This window comes from Sphingopyxis soli, from assembly GCF_018682675.1.
In the GTDB taxonomy this organism is placed as follows: Bacteria; Pseudomonadota; Alphaproteobacteria; order Sphingomonadales; family Sphingomonadaceae; genus Sphingopyxis; species Sphingopyxis soli.
In genome coordinates, this window is the sequence record NZ_JAFMTR010000008.1 from 1 (window position 1) to 17249 (window position 17249).

A 17249-nucleotide genomic window follows, 5' to 3' on the forward strand; every position below is an offset into this window, starting at 1 on the left:
ACCGCCTTCGGCGGTCCCCCTCCCCGCAAGCGGGGAGGATCTTGGGGCAACAACCGGTCGAAACCCGTCATCGAAGCCGGATCGGCACCAATGACCGGGGACGACCGAAGCACGACATTTCCAGCATCGTCATCCTAAACTTGTTTCAGCATCCATGGTCCGCCGCCCTTGCGCAGGGTCGCTGCCAACGACATGCCGAGAGAAAGGCCGCCGACGAGGAAGAAGAGCGGCATGACCTGCCCCCCCTGGTCAGCCACTGCGTCCAGGGCAGGATGCCGAGCAGATGTCCGCCCTCGACCGCGCCGTCTTTCATATAGGGGGCGGCGGACCAGCCAATGGCCGACGACGACCGCAAGAATCGACAGCGCGCGCAGGAAATCGACTTGGCGATTGCGTTCGGGCGGCGCCTGCGCCGCCATGTCGCGCGCACGGGTCCAGAGGCTTTTGCGAGCTATGCCAGTGGCTTCGGTCAAGCTGTCATCCCTCTTCCCGTTGACCCCCCGAGCCAGTATCGCATCGCGCCAACGCAAGCCTTTGCCTTGTGGCGCGCGGCTTGCTATCGCCGCCGCAACAATGGCCAGTACAACCGACGATCTTCCTCCTTCGGGACCCGACCACAGCATCGACACCCCGTTCGACAGCGCGCTGTCCGAACGCTATCTCGTCTATGCGCTGTCGACGATCACCGCGCGGTCGCTGCCCGACCTTCGCGATGGCCTGAAGCCCGTCCACCGCCGCCTGCTGTGGGCAATGCGCGCGATGCGGCTCGATCCGTCACAGGGTTACAAGAAGTCGGCGCGCGTCGTGGGCGACGTCATCGGTAAATTCCACCCGCACGGCGACACCGCGGTTTACGATGCGATGGTGCGCCTCGCGCAGGATTTCTCGCTTCGCTATCCGCTCGTCGACGGCCAGGGTAATTTCGGCAATATCGACGGCGATAATGCCGCCGCCTATCGCTATACCGAGGCGCGGCTGACGCGTGTTGCCATCGACCTGATGCAGGGCCTCGACGAAGGGACGGTCGATTTCCGCCCGACCTATAACGGCGAGGACGAAGAGCCCGAGATCATGCCGGGGTTGTTCCCGAACCTGCTCGCCAATGGCGCGAGCGGGATCGCGGTCGGCATGGCGACGAATATCCCGCCGCACAATGCCGCCGAGGTCATCGACGCGGCGCTGGTGCTGATCGAGAATCCGAAAGCCGAACTCGCCGAACTGCTCGAGCATGTGAAGGGCCCCGATTTCCCGACCGGCGGCATTATCGTCGACAGCCCCGAAACGATCGCCTACGCCTATGAAACCGGCCGCGGCGGCTTTCGGGTCCGGGCGCGCTTTTCGACCGGCAAGCAGGACGGCGCCTGGGAAGAGACGGGAATCGAGAAGCAGGCGGGCGGCACCTGGCAGCTCGTCATCAGCGAGATTCCCTATGGCGTCGCGAAGGGCAAGCTGATCGAGCAGATCGCGCAGCTGATCGCCGACAAGAAACTGCCGATCCTCGAGGACGTTCGCGACGAAAGCGCCGAGGACATCCGCATCGTGCTGGTGCCCAAGAGCCGTAACGTCGATCCCGATATCCTCAAGGAAAGCCTGTACCGGCTGACCGAGCTCGAAAGCCGCTTCGCGCTCAACCTCAACGTCCTCGACGCGACGCGCACGCCGAAGGTGATGGGGCTGCACCAGCTGCTGACCGAGTGGCTGCAGCACCAGATCATCGTCCTCGTCCGCCGCGCCAAACACCGGATCGCGAAAATCGACGACCGGCTCGAACTCGTCGCGGGCTATCTGGTCGCGTTCCTCAATCTCGACCGGATCATCGAGATCATCCGCACCGAGGACGAACCGAAGCCTGTCATGATGGCCGAGTTCATGCTGACCGACCGGCAGGCCGAGGCGATCCTGAACATGCGGCTGCGGTCGCTTCGCCGGCTCGAGGAAATGGAACTCAAGCGCGAGCAGGACGATCTCTCCGCCGAGCGCGACGAGCTGGTCAAGCTGGTGGAAAGTCCGGCGCGGCAGCGCACGCGGCTGCGCAAGGATCTGGAAAAACTGCGCGCGGTCTATGGCCCCGAGACGGCGCTGGGCGCTCGGCGAACCACGCTGGCCGAAGCGGCGCCTGCACGCGACATTCCGCTCGACGCGATGATCGAGAAGGAACCGGTGACGGTGATCCTGTCGAAGCGCGGCTGGATCCGCGCCCAGCGCGGCCATGTCGCCGCCGACCAGTGGGGCGAATTCAAGTTCAAGGAGGGCGACGAGCTTGCCTTTGCGACGCACGCGCAGACGACCGACAAGTTGCTGGTCGCGGCGAGCGACGGGCGCTTCTACACCGTCGGCGCCGACAAGCTGCCCGGCGGGCGCGGGTTCGGCGAACCGCTGCGGCTGATGGTCGATATCGACCCGGAGGCGCGCATCGTCGCGCTGATCCCGGCGAGCGCCGAGGGCCGCCTGCTGCTCGCCTCGTCGAGCGGGCACGGCTTCATCGCGCAAATGAGCGAAGTGATCGCGGAGACGCGCAAGGGCCGCAACGTCGTGAACCTGAAGCCCAAGGCGCAGCTCAGCGTCGTGCGGCCGATCCCGGCGGCGCACGACAGCGTCGCGGTGATCGGCGAGAACCGCAAGCTGGTCGTCTTCCCGCTCGCCGAAGTCCCGGTGATGGCGCGCGGCCAGGGCGTGATGCTGCAGAAATATCGCGACGGCGGCCTGTCCGACGCCACCACCTTCGTCTTTGCCGAAGGATTGAGCTGGGCGATGGGCGGCGACACCGGCCGCACGCGCACCGAAACCGACCTTGGCCCCTGGCGCGTCGCCCGCAGCGCATCGGGCCGGATGCCGCCGACGGGCTTTCCAAGGAATAATCGCTTCGACTGATCGTAAAACCCCTTTGCCGTAAATAGCTTCTTTACCCCCCATCCCCTAGGCAACGGCCAATGGGGAAAGGTCGCACAAAACCCGCTGTTATGACTATTGATCGAACCGGCGAAGACCGGCCCTCGCTGTTTGTCGGCTGGATCGACGCGCTGCCTGTTCCGGCCGCGCTGATCCGTCCGATGGATCGCGGCAATTTTTCGCTCCACGCAAGCAATGCGGCGTTCGACCGGCTCGACCTGTCCCCCGCCGGCGTCGACGCGCCGATCGAGCTGCGCCGCGCGGTCGAACGCGCCGCCCAGGGCGGCGCCGGAACACAGGAATTCTCCTGTCGGCTGGGCAAGGGCGTCGCGGCGCGCGACCTGCGCGGATCGGTCGCCCTGCTGACCGATGAAAATGGCGCGACCTCGCTGTTCCTGCTGACCCTGATCGACCGCACGCAGGAGATGATGGTCGAGCGCAACCTGCGCCGCGAGCTGGTCTCGGACAGCCTGACCGGCCTGCCCAACCGCGCGGGCTTCGAGGAGCTCGTCGAACAGCGCCAAGATCCCGAGGGGAGCGGGGATCATGCGATCCTGCTGCTCGACCTCGCGCGCTTCAGCCGCATCAACGAGCATATTGGCCCGATGGCGGGCGACGAACTGATCATCACCGTCGCGCGGCGGCTGAAATCGAGCCTGCGCAGCGGCGACATTCTGGCGCGCACCGGGGGCGACGAATTCGCGATCTCGTCGCGCGTCCCCGGCGGCAAGGCCGATATCCGCGAAATGGCGCGGCGCATCCGCGGCTGTTTCGACCATCCGTTCCGGATCGGCGAGCTGAAAGTCAGCGTCGATTGCGCCCTCGGCTGCGCGATTCAGCCCGAAATTGACACCGATATCGCTGACCAGATCCGCCACGCGCAGATCGCGCTCAAGCGCGCCAAGCGCACCGATCGCATCGAAATATATGAACCCGAGGCCGCCATCCTGTCGGACAATCGTTTCGGTCTCGAAACCGAGTTACGCAACGCGATCGAGGAAGACCGGCTGCGCCTCGACTTCCAGCCGCTGATCGAACTGTCGACAGGCACCGTCGCGGGCTTCGAGGCGCTGGCGCGCTGGAACAACAGCAAGGGCGTCTCGGTGCCGCCGACCGAATTCATTCCGATTGCCGAGGATTCGGGGTTGATCGTCCCGCTCGGCCAATGGGCGATCGGCAAGGCGGCGGCGACGCTTGCCGACTGGGACCGCAAGAATGCGAACAAGCCGGTCGACTGCTATATCTCGGTCAACGTCTCGGCGATCCAGCTCGTCCGCGACGATATCGCCGCCGTCGTTCGCGAGGCGCTGTCGGCCAACGCGATCGGCGGCGACCGGCTGATGATCGAACTCACCGAAAGCGCCATCATCGGCGATCCCGACCTTGCCATGTCGGTGCTGAGCGAGCTCAAGGCGCTCGACGCGCGCGTCGCGATGGACGATTTCGGCACTGGCTATTCGAACCTCGCCTATCTTCAGCGCCTGCCGCTCGACGTGCTCAAGATCGACCGCAGCTTCGTCGACCATATGGTCGAGGACCGCGACAAGGCGGCGATCGTCCGCACGATCCAGAGCCTGGCCGAAGTGCTGGGGATGCGCACGACGGCCGAGGGCGTCGAGACCCCCGACCAGGCCCGGCTGCTCTCGGCCCTGGGCTGCGATTTCGGGCAGGGCTTCCTGTTCGCGCACCCGATGGAGGCGGACGCCGCGCTTGCCTATTGGCGTCAGTCGCTGGTGCGCCCGATCATCTGATCGGCGAGCGCCGCGACGCGCGCGGCATCGGGATAATCTTCGGCCACCCACGCCGCCTCGACCGCACGCAGGATGCGCGCCACCTCCGGCCCGGCGGTGACGCCCCGTGCGATGATATCGCCGCCCTTCATCGGGAGTTGCGGTACGGCCCAACCCTTCAGCGACAGCAGGGCGGCCCTCGCCGTATCGGGCGTTCCCGCGAGCAACCAGACGTCGCGCGCGCCATCGACACCGATAGCATGGGCAAGTTGCCGCGCCGGGCGGACGGGTCCGGCGCGGTGCGCCGCGAGCGACGCCAGATGCTTGCGCTGGCGCGTCGACAGGCGCAGTCGGCTCGCGACCTGTTCGGCGGTTGCCGCATCGGGCGGCAGCAGCGCCGCGAAACGGCGCAGCGGCGCGGGACCGACGCCCGTCGCGGCCTCGTTGCCAAGCAGCCGGTCGAGCGTTGCCGCAAAATCGCTCTCGCCTTCGGGCAGGACCACCGCGAATATCCCGTCGGCCGCCATCTGCCCGACAATCGCGCGCGGATCGGGCAGCGACAGGATCTTCAGCAGTTCATCGGCCACGCGCTCGCGCGACAGGCTTTTCAGCGACTGGCGCGCCGCCACGACCGCAGCATGGCTGTCGGGTTCGAGATCGCCCCGCCCGAAACGCCCGGCGAATCGATAGAAGCGCAGGATGCGCAAATGATCCTCGGCGATGCGCGCCGCGGCGTCGCCGATGAAGCGCACGCAGCCATTTTGCAGGTCCGCGAGCCCGCCGAACCAGTCGTCGACCGCGCCGCTTTCGGGGTCCGCGTAGAGCGCGTTGATCGTGAAATCGCGCCGCGCCGCATCGTCGCGCCAGTCGCCGGCAAAGGCTATCGTCGCCCGGCGGCCGTCGGTTTCGACATCGCGGCGCAAGGTCGTGATCTCGTGATGGTCGCCGCTGGCGATCGCGGTGACGGTGCCGTGCGCAATCCCGGTCGGGATGACCTTGATGCCGGTCTCCTCGAGCCGCTTCGTCACCTCTTCGGGCAACAGCGGTGTCGCAAGGTCGATATCGGTCACCGGCAGGCCGAGCAGCGTGTCGCGCACCGCGCCGCCGACGATCTTGACCTTGTCGGCGCCCAGCGCGGCGACGATCCGCCGCAGCCCCGGCGCCGTGCGCCATCGCGTGTCGGGCAGCACCGTCACCGATACCAGCCCGCCGGCAATCGCCGCGCCAGATTGATGATGATGTCCGCGGTCACGCCCCAGATCCGCCGTCCCTGCCAGTCCATGTCATAATAATGGCGGTCCTGCCCCTGCCAGTTCGCATGGCGGCGCTGATAATTGCCGGGGTCGAACAAGATGTCGAGCGGCACCTCGAACCAGTCCTCGACCTCGTCGGGATTGGGATCGAGCGGCAGATCGGGCGGGATGACGCCGAGCACCGGCGTGATGTGATAGCCGCTACCCGAGCGATAGGCGGTGGTCGCCCCCGCAACCATGACGTCGCGGCGATGGAGGCCGATCTCCTCCTCTGCCTCGCGGAGCGCCGCATCGATGGCATCGCGGTCACCCGGATCGATCTTGCCGCCGGGAAAGGCGACCTGCCCCGCATGGCTGCGCAGCCATTGCGGGCGCTGGGTCAGGATGACGCCGGGTTCGGGCCGGTCGGTGAAGGCAACCAGCACCGCGGCGTCGCGCAGCGCCTGGCCGTGGAGCAGATAGGCTTCGTCAGCGCCTTCATCGGGGCGCAGATTGCCGAGCGCGTCGCGCAGCCTCTCCGACAGCATCAAGCGTCCACCAGCGGGAAGCGGGCGCCGTTCGACCAGATTGCGGGCGCCTCGGCGCTCTCGGCGAGCGCCAACTCGACAATCTCGTAGTAGAGCGCGCGGTCGATACGCGCCTCGAGGCCGTTGCCGATGGCGCCGCGGACGTGGAGACGCGGATCGGGATTGTCCGGATCGCCGCCGAAACGCAACGGATGATCGGGGCCCGCCATGACGAGGTCGTCGGTATCGAGACGGAAGACGAGCTTGCGGGCGTCGCCGCGCCCCTCGCTCTTCATTTCGACGGCGCGGAAGGGCATGTCTTCGACCGCGATGCTCAGTTTCTCTGCGGGGGTCACGAGGACGTGGCTGCCGTCGGGCTCGCGGCGGAGGATCGTCGAGAAGAGTTTGACCATCGCGGGGCGGTTGATGCGGCCGCCCTCGTGAAACCAGCTGCCGTCGGCGCGGATTTCCATCGCGCTGTCGCCTTCGCGTGCCGGATGCCAGCTTTCGACCGGCGGCAGTTCGCGCGCCGCGAGCAGCTCGGCCGCCTCGGCGAGCGAGAGCCGGGCGAAGTCCTTTGGGCGCGAGGGTGCGGGGCTGACCATGGGACCGACATAGGGGGACGGGCGGATGGTGCAAGTCGCAGTATGCACTCATCGTCCGAGCTGTGCCCCTGCGAAGGCAGGGGCCCATCACCGGGCGCTTGCGTCCCAAACCAACGGCCGTGCGAAAGGAGAATTTTGGAGATGGGCCCCTGCCTTCGCAGGGGCACAGGCTGCTAGCGCGGCCCGATCATCCCCGCGCCCGTGGGCAGGCCGTGACCGTTTACCGCCCGCGCGAGCAGGCGGTGCTTCTCATAGGGGCCGGGCAAGTCCCAGGCGCCGGTTGCATCGGCGGTGAAATCGAAGAAGCGGCCATAATATTCGGGGTCGCCGATCATCATCAGTGCGCTGTCAGCCCGGGTTTCCGCGGCGGCGAGCATATGCGCCATCAGCACGCGGCCATGGCCGCCGCGCTGGACGTCGGGGCGCACCGCGACGGGGCCGACCATCACCAGCGGGGTCGACGTGCCGTCCGGCGCGTGGTGCGCGACGGGCCAGCACTGGATCGTGCCGATCAGCGCGCCATTCTCGACCGCCGCGAAGCTCAAGGCCGGAACCGCATCCATGCCCTGACGGATACGGTAGGCGGTTCGTCCAAAACGATCCGATCCGAATGCTTCGTCGAGCAGATGCTCGACCGCCTGCGGATCGATATCGGATAATGGAAGTAACTCGACCAACGCGCACCCTTTCGCTAATGCGGCGGCGCTTTAGGGGCGCTGTGCGGCGATGCAAAGCCGAATGTCGGTCCCAACGGACAGGAATTTCTTGTGACCGATACATTGTGGCTGGAGGTGGACGGGCTGACCGTCGACGTTTTGACCGGCATCTATTCCGAAGAAACGCACCTGCCGCAGCCGCTGCGCATTTCGGTGCGCGCGAAGCTGGCGATGGCCGATCATTATGATCCGACGACGCCGCTCAGCCGCTCGAAAAACTATATGCACCTCAAATTCGCGGCGACCGAGGGCATCCCCAAGGACGTGCATTTCGTGCTGATCGAAAGCGTCGCCGACCATATCATCGACACGCTGTTCCTGCAGGACGAGAAGGTCGAGGCGGTCGAGGTCAAGATCGTCAAGCTCGCCATCGCCGAGGAGGGCGAACAGATCGGCATCACGATGCGGCGGAGCCGTAAGTGACGCAGAAGCTGGCGCTGGTGACGGGTGGGCTCCACCGCGTCGGCGCGGCGATTTCAGCGCGGCTGGCGCGCGAAGGCTATGCGCTGGCGATCCACAAGCGCAGTCCGGGCGAGGCCGATCCGGTGCTGGCCGAGGCGCTGGCCGAAACCGGCGCGCCGAGCCATCGCTTTGCCGCCGACCTTGCCGATCCGGCGGCGGTCGACGCGCTGATCCCGGCGGTGATCGACAAATTCGGGCGCGCGCCCGACCTGCTCGTCAACAATGCCGCGCTGTTCGCCGAGGGCGAGTGGACCGACCTGACGGCAATGGCGCTGGCCGGAATGATGCAGATCAACCATCATGCGCCCGTGATGCTGGCGAAAGCGCTCGTCGCGGCGAGCGAGGGCAAGCGCCCCGCAATCGTCAATATCGTCGACCAGCGCGTCATCCACCCGGTGCCCGACCAGATTGCGTACAGCCTGTCGAAATCCGCGCTGTGGCAGGCGACCGCGACGCTGGCGGTCGCGTTCGGCGGCCGCGCCCGGGTCAATGCCGTGGCGCCGGGGCTGACGATGGCGACCGACGATTATTCGGACGACCAGGTCGGGCGGCTGGCGACGCTGATGCCGCTCGGGGTGCTGCCGACGCCGGGGCAGATCGCCGACGCGGTCGTGTATCTGGCGCGCGCCGAGGCGGTGACCGGGCAGACGATCTTCGTCGACGGCGGCGCGCACCTGGCGCCGCTGGGGCGCGATTTCGTAGCGTTGGAGCGGGATTGACCAATCGCGTCCCCGCGAAGGCGGGGACCCATCTCCGGTGGGCTCGAATTGGCACCGGCAGGTGATGGGCCCCCGCCTTCGCGGGGGCACACCAAATTATTGACGCATCAATAAATGTGCACCGCCTTGGTGACGAGATAGCCATCGAGCCCCTCCGGCCCGCTCTCGCTGCCGAAACCCGATTCCTTGATCCCGCCGAACGGCATGTCGAGCGTCGAGATGACGAAGCTGTTCACCCCGACCATGCCGCTTTCGATGGTATCGACGATGCGGTTGATGCGGCGGCCGTTCTCGGTGAAGGCGAATGCCGCGAGGCCGTACGGCAAGCGGTTCGCCTGTTCGAGCGCTTCCTCTTCGGTGCCGAACGGGCGGATCAGCGCCATCGGGCCGAAGGGTTCGTGGTTCATCGCATCGGCCTCGATCGGCACGTCGGCAATCGCGGTCGGCTGGAAGAAGTAGCCGTCGCCCGTCGCCTCGCCGCCCGCAATGACGCGCGCGCCCTTGGCCTTGGCGTCGGCAACGAGCGCTTCCAATGCAGGGATGCGGCGCGCGTTGGCGAGCGGGCCCATTTGCGTGTCGGCATCAAGGCCGCTGCCGATCTTCACCTTCGCCGTGCGCTCGGCAAAGCCCTTGACGAAGGCGTCGTAAATGCCCTGCTGGACGTAGAAGCGCGTCGGCGAGATGCAGACCTGGCCCGCGTTGCGGAACTTCTGCCACACGACCTTGTCGAGCGTCGCCTCGAGGTCGCAATCGTCGAAGACCAGCACCGGGGCGTGGCCGCCAAGTTCCATCGTGATCCGCTTCACGCCGTCGGCGGCGAGACGCATCAGATGCTTGCCGACCGCAGTCGAGCCGGTGAAGCTGACCTTGCGGATCACCGGGCTCGCCAGCAGATGCCGGCTGATCATGTCGGGGTCGCCATAGACGAGCTGGACGACGTCACCCGGGATTCCGGCATCGACGAGGCAGCGCATGATCGCGCTGGTGCAGCCGGGCGTTTCCTCGGGCGCCTTGGCGATCACGACGCAGCCCGCGGCAAGCGCGGGGGCGATCTTCTTGACCATCAGATTGACCGGGAAGTTCCACGGGCTGAATCCCGCGACCGGGCCGACCGGATGCTTGGTGACCATCGCGCGCTGGCCGAGCGGGCGCTGGAGGACGCGGCCTTCGATGCGTTTGCCTGCTTCGGCGAAATAGGCGAGCAGCCCCGCCGCCGACAGCACCTCGCCGCGCGCCTCGGCGATCGGCTTGCCCTGTTCGAGCGTCAGCAAGGTCGCGATATGCTCGACGCGCTCGCGGATAATTCCCGCGGCCTTGTGCATAAGCGCCGCGCGCTCGTCGGGGGTCTTGGCGCGCCACACCGGCCAGCCGCGCTCCGCGGCGGCGAGAGCCTCGTCGAGGTCGGCCGCGGTCGCCACCGGCAGCGCGGCGATCGTGCCCGCGGTCGCGGGATTATAGACCGGCCGTTCGTCGCGCCCCTCGCCGCTCCGCCACGCACCATTGATGAAGAGCTGGAGGTCGGCGTCGTAGGTCGCGGTCATGTGCATGTCCTATCCGGTCCGTTCGCATCGAGCGAAGTCGAGATGCCCCTCGACCTTGCTCCACGCCGATGGGTGTCTCGACTTCGCTCGACACGAACGGGAATTGGGGGTGGTGAGATAGCGCCCATATAGGGCCGCTCAGCGATAGTTAAAGCTGATGCTGATGCGATCCTGCTTGCCCGCATTCGGCATCACTTCGTGGCGCAGCCAGCTCTCCCACAGGAAGACGCGGCCCGCCGCGGGTTCGGCATAGACGAAGGGACGCTGATGCTCGGGCGCATCGTCGGTGCGGCCGGGCGCCGCCATCAGCATCGGCAGGCGCGGATCTTCGAGTTTGAGCGCCCCCGATCCCGGCGGGACCGCGACATAGAAGGTGCCCGACACGATGCTGTGCGGATGGATATGGCCGCTGTGGGTACCGCCGGGCTTGAGGACATTCACCCACAGGCTGTCGAGCCTCAGCGGTTTCGCGAGGTCGAAATGGCACGCCTTGGCGAAAGCCTTTACTTCCTTGTCGAGCAGCTTCTTGAGGTCGTGGAACGCCGGATCGCGCTCGGGGAGGTCGCCGAGGCTCGCGTAACTCGTATAGCCCCTATAGCCATGGTCGCGGCTCCACGCCTTCCCCGCGCCATCCTCTTCGGCGAACAGGCGGCAGCTCTCCTCCAGCTCTTCGAGCAGGTCGGGGGTGCCGATATCGGCCTCGTAAAAATTGGTGGCGAAGAGCGTGCGAACGGGCATGATGGCCGCAAAGCATAGGACGCCCGCGAGAGCAAGGAGAGACGCCGCCCGCTTTTCGTCATGCCGGACTTGATCCGGCATCCATTTCGACCGTCGAGGCAGCATGGCCCCCGGATCAAGTCCGGGGTGACGAGGGAGGGGGTAATGGCGATTTCACCTGCTTTCGCACAACGAGCGAGAGGGAGAGGATATGGCCGAGTTTGAATTGATCGCCGACGGATTGCGCTTCCCCGAGGGGCCGGTCGTGATGGACGATGGCAGCGTCATCGTGACCGAAATCGCTCCCGGACGGATCACGCGGTGCTGGCCGGGCGGGCGGAAAGAGGTCATCGCCACCCCTGGCGGCGGTCCCAACGGCCTCGCGATCGGCCCCGACGGCAAGCTCTATTGCTGCAACAACGGCGGGTTCAACTATGTCGAATCGAACGGCTATCTCGCGCCGCACGGGATCGCCGACGATTATTCGGGCGGGCGGATCGAGCGGATCGACATCGCGACCGGCGCGGTCGAGGTACTGTACCAGACCGGCGACCATGGCGTCGTGCTGCGCGGGCCGAACGACATCATGTTCGACGCGCACGGCGGCTTCTGGTTCACCGATCATGGCAAGGTCGATTATGAAAAGCGGTGTCACGACATCGTCGGCATCTTCTATGCCAAGGCCGACGGCAGCTTCATCGAGGAAGTCATCTTCCCCTCGAACAATCCGAACGGCGTCGGCATCTCGCCCGACGGCAATACCCTCTATGCTGCCGAAACCTACACCTGCCGCCTGATGAAGTTCCATATCACGGCGCCCGGCAAGGTTGCAGCGGATGCTGGCCCGGGCGGCCCCGGCATCCCGCTCTATCGCCCCGCGGGCTATAAATTCTTCGACAGCCTGGCGATGGAGGCGAACGGCAATATATGCGTCGCAACAATCGGCGAGTGCGGGATCAGCGTGGTGTCGCCGCAAGGCGAACTGGTCGAGTTCGTCGCGACCGACGACATTTTCACCACCAATATCGCGTTCGGTGGAAGCGATATGCAGGACGCCTATATCACGCTGTCGGGGACCGGGCGGCTGGTGAAAACGCGCTGGAAGCGACCGGGACTGGCACTACAATATTGACTTAGCTAACCAGCTTAGCCAATATGGTGGCATGACGATAGTCACTATTCATGAAGCGAAGACCCATCTGTCGCGCCTGATCGCCCGCGTCCTCGCGGGCGAAGAGGTGACGATAGCGCGCGGGAAGGAGCCGGTGGTCAAATTAATGCCGCTGAAGGAACCGCCCAAGTCGAAGCGCGTCCTGGGGACGCTGAAAGGCAAGATCGATCTCGACAAGGGGTTTTGGGATCCCCTGCCCGAGGAAGACCTGGCGCTATGGAATGGCGAAAGCGGCAACTGACGCGCCATGAACCTGTTGCTCGACACGCACGCGCTGATCTGGGCCGCCAATGAGCCGGGACGACTACCGGATGCGGTGCGCGCCGCCATCGAGGACACCGATAATCATGTCTGGATCAGCGCAGCGTCCGCGATCGAGGTGGCGATCAAATTCCGGATCGGCAAGCTGGAAGGCGCCGACGAACTCGCCGAACGATTCGAAGACATCATCGCGGGCTTTGGTTTCGAGCAGCTGCCCATTTCCGTGGCGCACGCAAGCCTCGCGGGCCTGTTGCCCTTCGAACATCGCGATCCCTTCGATCGCATATTGATCGCCCAATCGCAGATCGAGCAATATTCGCTGGTATCCAACGAGAAGCTGTTCGACCAGTTCGGCGTCATCCGCTTCTGGTAGGGAGCCCGCTTAAAATGCATGAGGAAACACACGCCATTACGCGGATCGGCTGGCTGCGCGCCGCGATTCTGGGCGCCAACGACGGGATCGTTTCGACCGCGAGCCTGATCGCGGGCGTCGCCGCGGCGGGGGTGTCCGAATCGTCGATCCTCGTCACCGGCACCGCGGGGCTCGTCGCGGGCGCGATGTCGATGGCGGCGGGGGAATATGTCTCGGTGAGCTCGCAGGGCGATGCCGAAAAGGCCGACATCGAGCTGGAAAAGCGTCACCTTGCGAACGATCCCGAATTCGAACTGGAGGAACTGACGCAAATCTACGAGGAGCGCGGGCTCGACCGCGCGCTTGCCGAGCAGGTTGCGGTGCAGCTCACCGCGCACAACGCGCTCGATACCCATTTGCGCGACGAACTCGGCTTGACGGAGGCGGCGACGGCGCGGCCCATTCAGGCGGCGATCGCGTCGGCCGCAAGCTTTTCGGTCGGTGCCGCGCTGCCGCTGGCGACGGTGTTTTTTGATCATGGCGGATCGCTGCCCTGGACGGTGTCCGCAGCCTCGCTGGCCTTCCTGGCGCTGCTCGGCGCGCTCGGCGCATGGGCAGGGAACGCGCCGATGCTGCGGCCGGTTGTGCGCGTGACCTTCTGGGGCGCGATGGCGATGGCGATGACGATCGCAATCGGGTCGCTGTTCGGGGCGGTGGGGTAGCGTTGGCAAACATCGTGTTTGCGAGCCGAGCGAAGCAATCCAGAGCGGTTTCCGCACACTCCGGATTGCCGCGCCGCCTTCGGCTCCTCGCAAAGACGAAGGGTAGAATTCAGCGCCGCGCCAGCCACTCGCGCAGCGCGAGCGCATTGTTCCGCTCGGCGCTTTTCGCCGCATAGAGCAAAGTCACCGGACCTGCCGCCGCGGCGCTGTCGAGCACGAACAGCGCCGCCCTCACCTCTTCGCTACCCGCGTCGAGTTCGGCGAAATAGTCGAGACGGAAGGCGTCCCAGGCCTCGTCCGATTCGGCGGTGTCGCCATGGTATCGTTTGCGCAAGGCGTCGCTCGGCGACAGCGACTTGAGCCACGCCGCGAGCTCCGCCTTTTCCTTCGAGACGCCGCGCGGCCAGAGCCGGTCGACGAGGAAGCGCGCACCCTCGCCGGGACCGGCCGGTTCGTGGATGCGTTTGACTGCGATTGTCAGGGGCGGCGCCATCTGTATGACTATCGATCATCCCGCAGCCGCGGGCAAGACAATCGGAGGGGTCCGGGCATGAATTGGGCGATCGACATCGACCGCGACGACGTGACGCAAGCGAGATTGGTGGAAGAGGCAGCGGCGGCGCTGGCCCCCGGACAGGTGCGCGTCCATCTCGACAGCTATGCGATGACCGCGAACAACATCACCTATGCGGTGTTCGGGAAGCCCGCGGGGCTGTTCGGCAACGACCAGGGCTATTGGGATTTCTTCGCCGAACGCGGCAAGCCGGGACGCCTTCCGGTCTGGGGCTTTGCGACGGTGACCGAAAGCGGGGCCGAAGGCATCGCGCCCGGCGACCGCTTCTACGGCTATTATCCGATGGCCGAGACGGCCGTGCTGACCGCCGGGCATGTCGGCCCCGGCGGCTTCACCGACGTGACGCCGCGCCGCACGACGCTGCCGCCCATCTACAACCACTACCAGCGTATCGAGGCGCTGCACGACTATCGCGCCGCCGACCATGATTATTGGCCGGTGTTCCGGCCGCTGTTCCTCACCGGCTGGCTGATCGCCGACCAGTTCGAGGACGAAGGCGATTATGGCGCCGAGCAGATATTGATCGCGAGCGCGTCGAGCAAGACCGCGATCGGGCTTGGCTTTTCGCTGAAGCAGCGGCCCGAGCCGCGCCCCGAAATCCTCGGCCTGACCAGCGCCGCCAATGTCGATGCGCTCGCCGCGCAGAATATCTATGACCGCGTCATCAGCTATGATCAGATCATGACGCTGAGCGCCGCGGCGCCCTCGGCGCTCGTCGACATGGCGGGCAATGGCGCGGTGACGCGCAGCGTCCACAGCCATTTCGGCAGCCAGCTCAAGGCGTCGATCATCGTCGGCAAGTCGCATTGGGATGCGCAGGCCGATGTCGAAGGCCTGCCCGGCCCCGAGCGGCAGGGCTTTTTCGCCCCCGGCCGCAGCCAGAAGCGGATCGCCGACTGGGGCGGCGCGGCGTTCGGGCAGAAGATCGCCGAAGCCTGGCTGGGCTTCATGGACGTCGCGCCGCGTCTCGCACGGATCGACAAACGCAGCGGCGCGGAGGCCGCGCTGAATGCCTATATGGAAATGCTGTCGGGTCGCGCCGATCCCAAAGCGGGGATCATCGTCATCCCCTGATCGCCAGGAAAGGACCTCCAATGCTCCGTTCGCTTTCCCTCGCGCTCGCCGCCGCGCTGCTGCTGCCCGCGGGCGCCGCCCATGCCGAAACCAAGCCGACAACGCCGCGCAAGCTCGACCTCGCCGACCGGGTCGCGGGCACCTACCGCGGCGACGTCAATTCGGACGCACGAGGTTCGTCGAAAAGCGGCGTCACGATCACGGTGACGCGCATCGGGCCGAACAAGGTCGAGATCAGGTCGGACTATGCGCGCATCCCGACCGTCGCCATCCCGCTGGAAAAGGCCATGGACGCGATCCTCGCGGCGAGCGGGTCCCATGTCTTCCTGCTCGACACGGTGCGCTCGCCCGACCGGCTCGACCTGACGATCGACGACGCGAGCTGGTCGGGCAATCGGGTCGCGAAATAGGGCTGGTTGACGTTAACGGCAATCTGCGCTCTAGCCGCCGCATGTCGCACTATACCCATGTGATCTTCGACTTCGGCGGCGTCATCACCGCTTCGCCCTTCGAGGCGTTCAACCGGCTAGAGGAAGAGCGCGGACTGCCGCACGACTTCGTGCGCCGGGTCAATGCGACCAACCCCGACGACAATGCCTGGGCGAAGTTCGAGCGCGCCGAAATCGACGCCGCGGCGTTCGACGCGCTGTTCGCCGAGGAAGCGCGCGCGCTGGGGCACGAGCTCGAAGGCGAAGCGGTGCTGGCAGTGATTGCGGGCGCGGTCCGCCCGGCGATGGTTGCCGCGCTCGATACGCTGAAGAACAGCGGCTTCACCATCGCGTGCATCACGAACAATGTCCCGGGCGGCAAGATGGGCATCCGCGGTGCAGGCATGACGCGCAGCGAAGAGGCCGCGATCGAGGTCGCCGACATCATGGCGCGCTTTGCGCATGTCATCGAATCGAGCAAGGCGGGGGTGCGCAAGCCCGACCCGCGCATCTATCAGATGATGTGCGAGGCGCTGGGCGTCCACCCCGCGAACTGCGTCTATCTCGACGACCTCGGCATCAACTGCAAACCCGCGAGCCAGCTGGGGATGCACGCGATCAAGGTGACGAGCGGCGAACAGGCGCTCGCCGATCTGTCGGCGGTGCTGGAACTGCCCTTACCCTGAAATCGCGCGCCCGGTTTACTCGACCTAGTGCGCGAGCAGCAGCGGGAAACAGCCGCTCGTGACCAGATATTGCGTCACCCCGCCGAACAGCGTTTCGCGAAGGCGGCTCTTGCCGAACGCACCCATGACGATCAGCCCGGCGCCCATCGCCTCGGCTGCCTTTTCGAGCGCCTCCTCGACCGTCACGCCGCCGCGCTCGACGATCCGGGCCTCGGCATGGATATCGTGGCGCGAGAGATAGGTCAGCGCGTCGGTCGCGGGAAAGCTGCCGTCGTCCTTGCCCACCGAGACCAGCTCGACGCGCCGCCCGGCGAGCAGCGGGCGCGCGGCGCGCAGCGCGTTGGCAGCCTCCGCGCTGCCGTTCCACGCGACCATCACGGGAGCGTCGAGGTCGGGCCGTCCGCCCTCGCGCGGCAGCGCGAGCACCGGCGCGGCGGCGGCGATCGCCAGATCGCCTGCAAGCATCGACGGCTCGCCGACACCGCTGCCGGGTTTGCCGGGAAGGCTGACCACGGCGAGATCGGCAAAGGCCGCCGCCGCCGCGAGCGACCCGACGATGTCGCCGTCGGCGGTGACGATATCCCACGGCACATCCTCGCCGCCGAGGCGCAGCGACAGCGCGGCCTCGAGCGCCGCATCGTCGGCCTGCGCCTTTGCCATCGCCTCGGCGAGGACATAGCTGCCGCCGAAGGGATCGACAGCGACGAACTGCCGGAAGGGCGTTGCGATCAACAGCGTCACGTGCGCGCGCTGGCGCCGTGCGATGTCGAGCGCCGTCTGCAGGCGCACCTCATTGGCTTTGTCATGATCGGCATGGACGAGAATCGAACGCATGGCGGCCTC

Annotated in this window: 20 protein-coding genes; 11 read left to right on the forward strand and 9 right to left on the reverse strand. The window is 66.4% G+C overall.

Translation table 11 applies throughout. The features are described 5' to 3' along the window. Positions 1-134 precede the first annotated feature (134 nt). Complete coding sequence (locus tag J1N50_RS00570) at positions 135-473, reverse strand: acyltransferase (RefSeq protein WP_215349054.1); 339 nt, start codon at positions 471-473, stop codon at positions 135-137. A 100-nt stretch (positions 474-573) separates the two neighbouring features. Here J1N50_RS00570 and parC point away from each other — a divergent pair, with 100 nt between their 5' ends. Together parC and J1N50_RS00580 are read left to right on the forward strand one after the other, a co-directional pair. Then, positions 574-2871: a DNA topoisomerase IV subunit A gene (gene parC / locus J1N50_RS00575; protein WP_215349057.1), complete on the forward strand. Its 2298-nt coding sequence runs from the start codon at positions 574-576 to the stop codon at positions 2869-2871. 89 nt (positions 2872-2960) lie between these two features. After that, on the forward strand, positions 2961-4640 hold the full coding sequence (locus J1N50_RS00580) for a putative bifunctional diguanylate cyclase/phosphodiesterase (protein ID WP_246552852.1): 1680 nt from the start codon (positions 2961-2963) through the stop codon (positions 4638-4640). On the opposite strand, the gene J1N50_RS00585 is transcribed toward J1N50_RS00580, so the two are convergent. From J1N50_RS00585 to J1N50_RS00600, 4 genes are all read right to left on the reverse strand, one after another. After that, positions 4613-5815, reverse strand: a complete 1203-nt coding sequence (locus J1N50_RS00585; RefSeq protein ID WP_215349063.1) for a CCA tRNA nucleotidyltransferase — start codon at positions 5813-5815, stop codon at positions 4613-4615. The genes J1N50_RS00580 and J1N50_RS00585 overlap by 28 nt on opposite strands. After that, positions 5812-6399: a CoA pyrophosphatase gene (locus J1N50_RS00590; protein WP_215349067.1), complete on the reverse strand. Its 588-nt coding sequence runs from the start codon at positions 6397-6399 to the stop codon at positions 5812-5814. Before J1N50_RS00590 ends, J1N50_RS00585 begins: the two co-directional genes overlap by 4 nt. Beyond that, entirely contained in the window at positions 6399-6983 is a 585-nt protein-coding gene (locus tag J1N50_RS00595; protein WP_215349071.1) for a DUF1285 domain-containing protein, read from the reverse strand. Before J1N50_RS00595 ends, J1N50_RS00590 begins: the two co-directional genes overlap by 1 nt. 173 nt (positions 6984-7156) lie before the next feature. Further along, positions 7157-7660, reverse strand: coding sequence for a GNAT family N-acetyltransferase (locus J1N50_RS00600; protein WP_215349075.1), 504 nt, complete (start codon positions 7658-7660; stop codon positions 7157-7159). A gap of 90 nt (positions 7661-7750) precedes the next feature. Here J1N50_RS00600 and J1N50_RS00605 point away from each other — a divergent pair, with 90 nt between their 5' ends. Both J1N50_RS00605 and J1N50_RS00610 read left to right on the forward strand, forming a co-directional pair. Beyond that, positions 7751-8122, forward strand: a complete 372-nt coding sequence (locus tag J1N50_RS00605; RefSeq protein WP_215349078.1) for a dihydroneopterin aldolase — start codon at positions 7751-7753, stop codon at positions 8120-8122. Continuing rightward, a complete protein-coding gene (locus tag J1N50_RS00610; protein WP_215349081.1) occupies positions 8119-8880 on the forward strand; it encodes an SDR family oxidoreductase in 762 nt (253 codons plus the stop codon). Before J1N50_RS00605 ends, J1N50_RS00610 begins: the two co-directional genes overlap by 4 nt. Positions 8881-8987: 107 nt before the next feature. Here J1N50_RS00610 and J1N50_RS00615 read toward each other — a convergent pair whose 3' ends face one another. Continuing rightward, on the reverse strand, positions 8988-10421 hold the full coding sequence (locus J1N50_RS00615) for an NAD-dependent succinate-semialdehyde dehydrogenase (protein WP_215349085.1): 1434 nt from the start codon (positions 10419-10421) through the stop codon (positions 8988-8990). Positions 10422-10559: 138 nt separating this feature from the next. After that, entirely contained in the window at positions 10560-11159 is a 600-nt protein-coding gene (locus J1N50_RS00620) for a TIGR02466 family protein (RefSeq protein ID WP_215349088.1), read from the reverse strand. A 190-nt stretch (positions 11160-11349) separates the two neighbouring features. Here J1N50_RS00620 and J1N50_RS00625 point away from each other — a divergent pair, with 190 nt between their 5' ends. Genes J1N50_RS00625 through J1N50_RS00640 form a run of 4 tightly spaced genes read left to right on the forward strand, consistent with a single transcriptional unit; the run spans position 11350 to position 13644 of the window. Beyond that, a complete protein-coding gene (locus J1N50_RS00625) occupies positions 11350-12270 on the forward strand; it encodes an SMP-30/gluconolactonase/LRE family protein (RefSeq protein ID WP_215349091.1) in 921 nt (306 codons plus the stop codon). A gap of 31 nt (positions 12271-12301) precedes the next feature. Next, positions 12302-12550 (forward strand): type II toxin-antitoxin system Phd/YefM family antitoxin, encoded by a 249-nt coding sequence (locus J1N50_RS00630; RefSeq protein WP_215349094.1) that lies wholly within the window; start codon positions 12302-12304, stop codon positions 12548-12550. Between the two features lie 6 nt (positions 12551-12556). Then, a complete protein-coding gene (locus tag J1N50_RS00635; protein ID WP_215349097.1) occupies positions 12557-12943 on the forward strand; it encodes a type II toxin-antitoxin system VapC family toxin in 387 nt (128 codons plus the stop codon). Positions 12944-12957: 14 nt separating this feature from the next. After that, positions 12958-13644 carry a VIT1/CCC1 transporter family protein gene (locus J1N50_RS00640; RefSeq protein ID WP_215349100.1) on the forward strand — a complete coding sequence of 229 codons (687 nt, stop codon included), beginning with the start codon at positions 12958-12960 and terminating at the stop codon, positions 13642-13644. Positions 13645-13753: 109 nt separating this feature from the next. Here the strand turns inward: J1N50_RS00640 and J1N50_RS00645 are convergent, their stop codons facing one another. Beyond that, entirely contained in the window at positions 13754-14137 is a 384-nt protein-coding gene (locus J1N50_RS00645) for a DUF488 domain-containing protein (RefSeq protein WP_215349103.1), read from the reverse strand. 57 nt (positions 14138-14194) lie between these two features. Between J1N50_RS00645 and J1N50_RS00650 the strand changes: the two genes are divergently transcribed. Genes J1N50_RS00650 through J1N50_RS00660 form a run of 3 tightly spaced genes read left to right on the forward strand, consistent with a single transcriptional unit; the run spans position 14195 to position 16406 of the window. Beyond that, positions 14195-15292 (forward strand): DUF2855 family protein, encoded by a 1098-nt coding sequence (locus J1N50_RS00650; protein ID WP_215349106.1) that lies wholly within the window; start codon positions 14195-14197, stop codon positions 15290-15292. 20 nt (positions 15293-15312) lie between these two features. Continuing rightward, positions 15313-15702, forward strand: a complete 390-nt coding sequence (locus tag J1N50_RS00655) for a hypothetical protein (RefSeq protein WP_215349109.1) — start codon at positions 15313-15315, stop codon at positions 15700-15702. Positions 15703-15743: 41 nt separating this feature from the next. Continuing rightward, entirely contained in the window at positions 15744-16406 is a 663-nt protein-coding gene (locus tag J1N50_RS00660) for an HAD-IA family hydrolase (RefSeq protein ID WP_215349114.1), read from the forward strand. 24 nt (positions 16407-16430) lie between these two features. On the opposite strand, the gene J1N50_RS00665 is transcribed toward J1N50_RS00660, so the two are convergent. Next, positions 16431-17240, reverse strand: a complete 810-nt coding sequence (locus J1N50_RS00665) for a universal stress protein (RefSeq protein ID WP_215349118.1) — start codon at positions 17238-17240, stop codon at positions 16431-16433. Between the last annotated feature and the right edge of the window lie 9 nt (positions 17241-17249).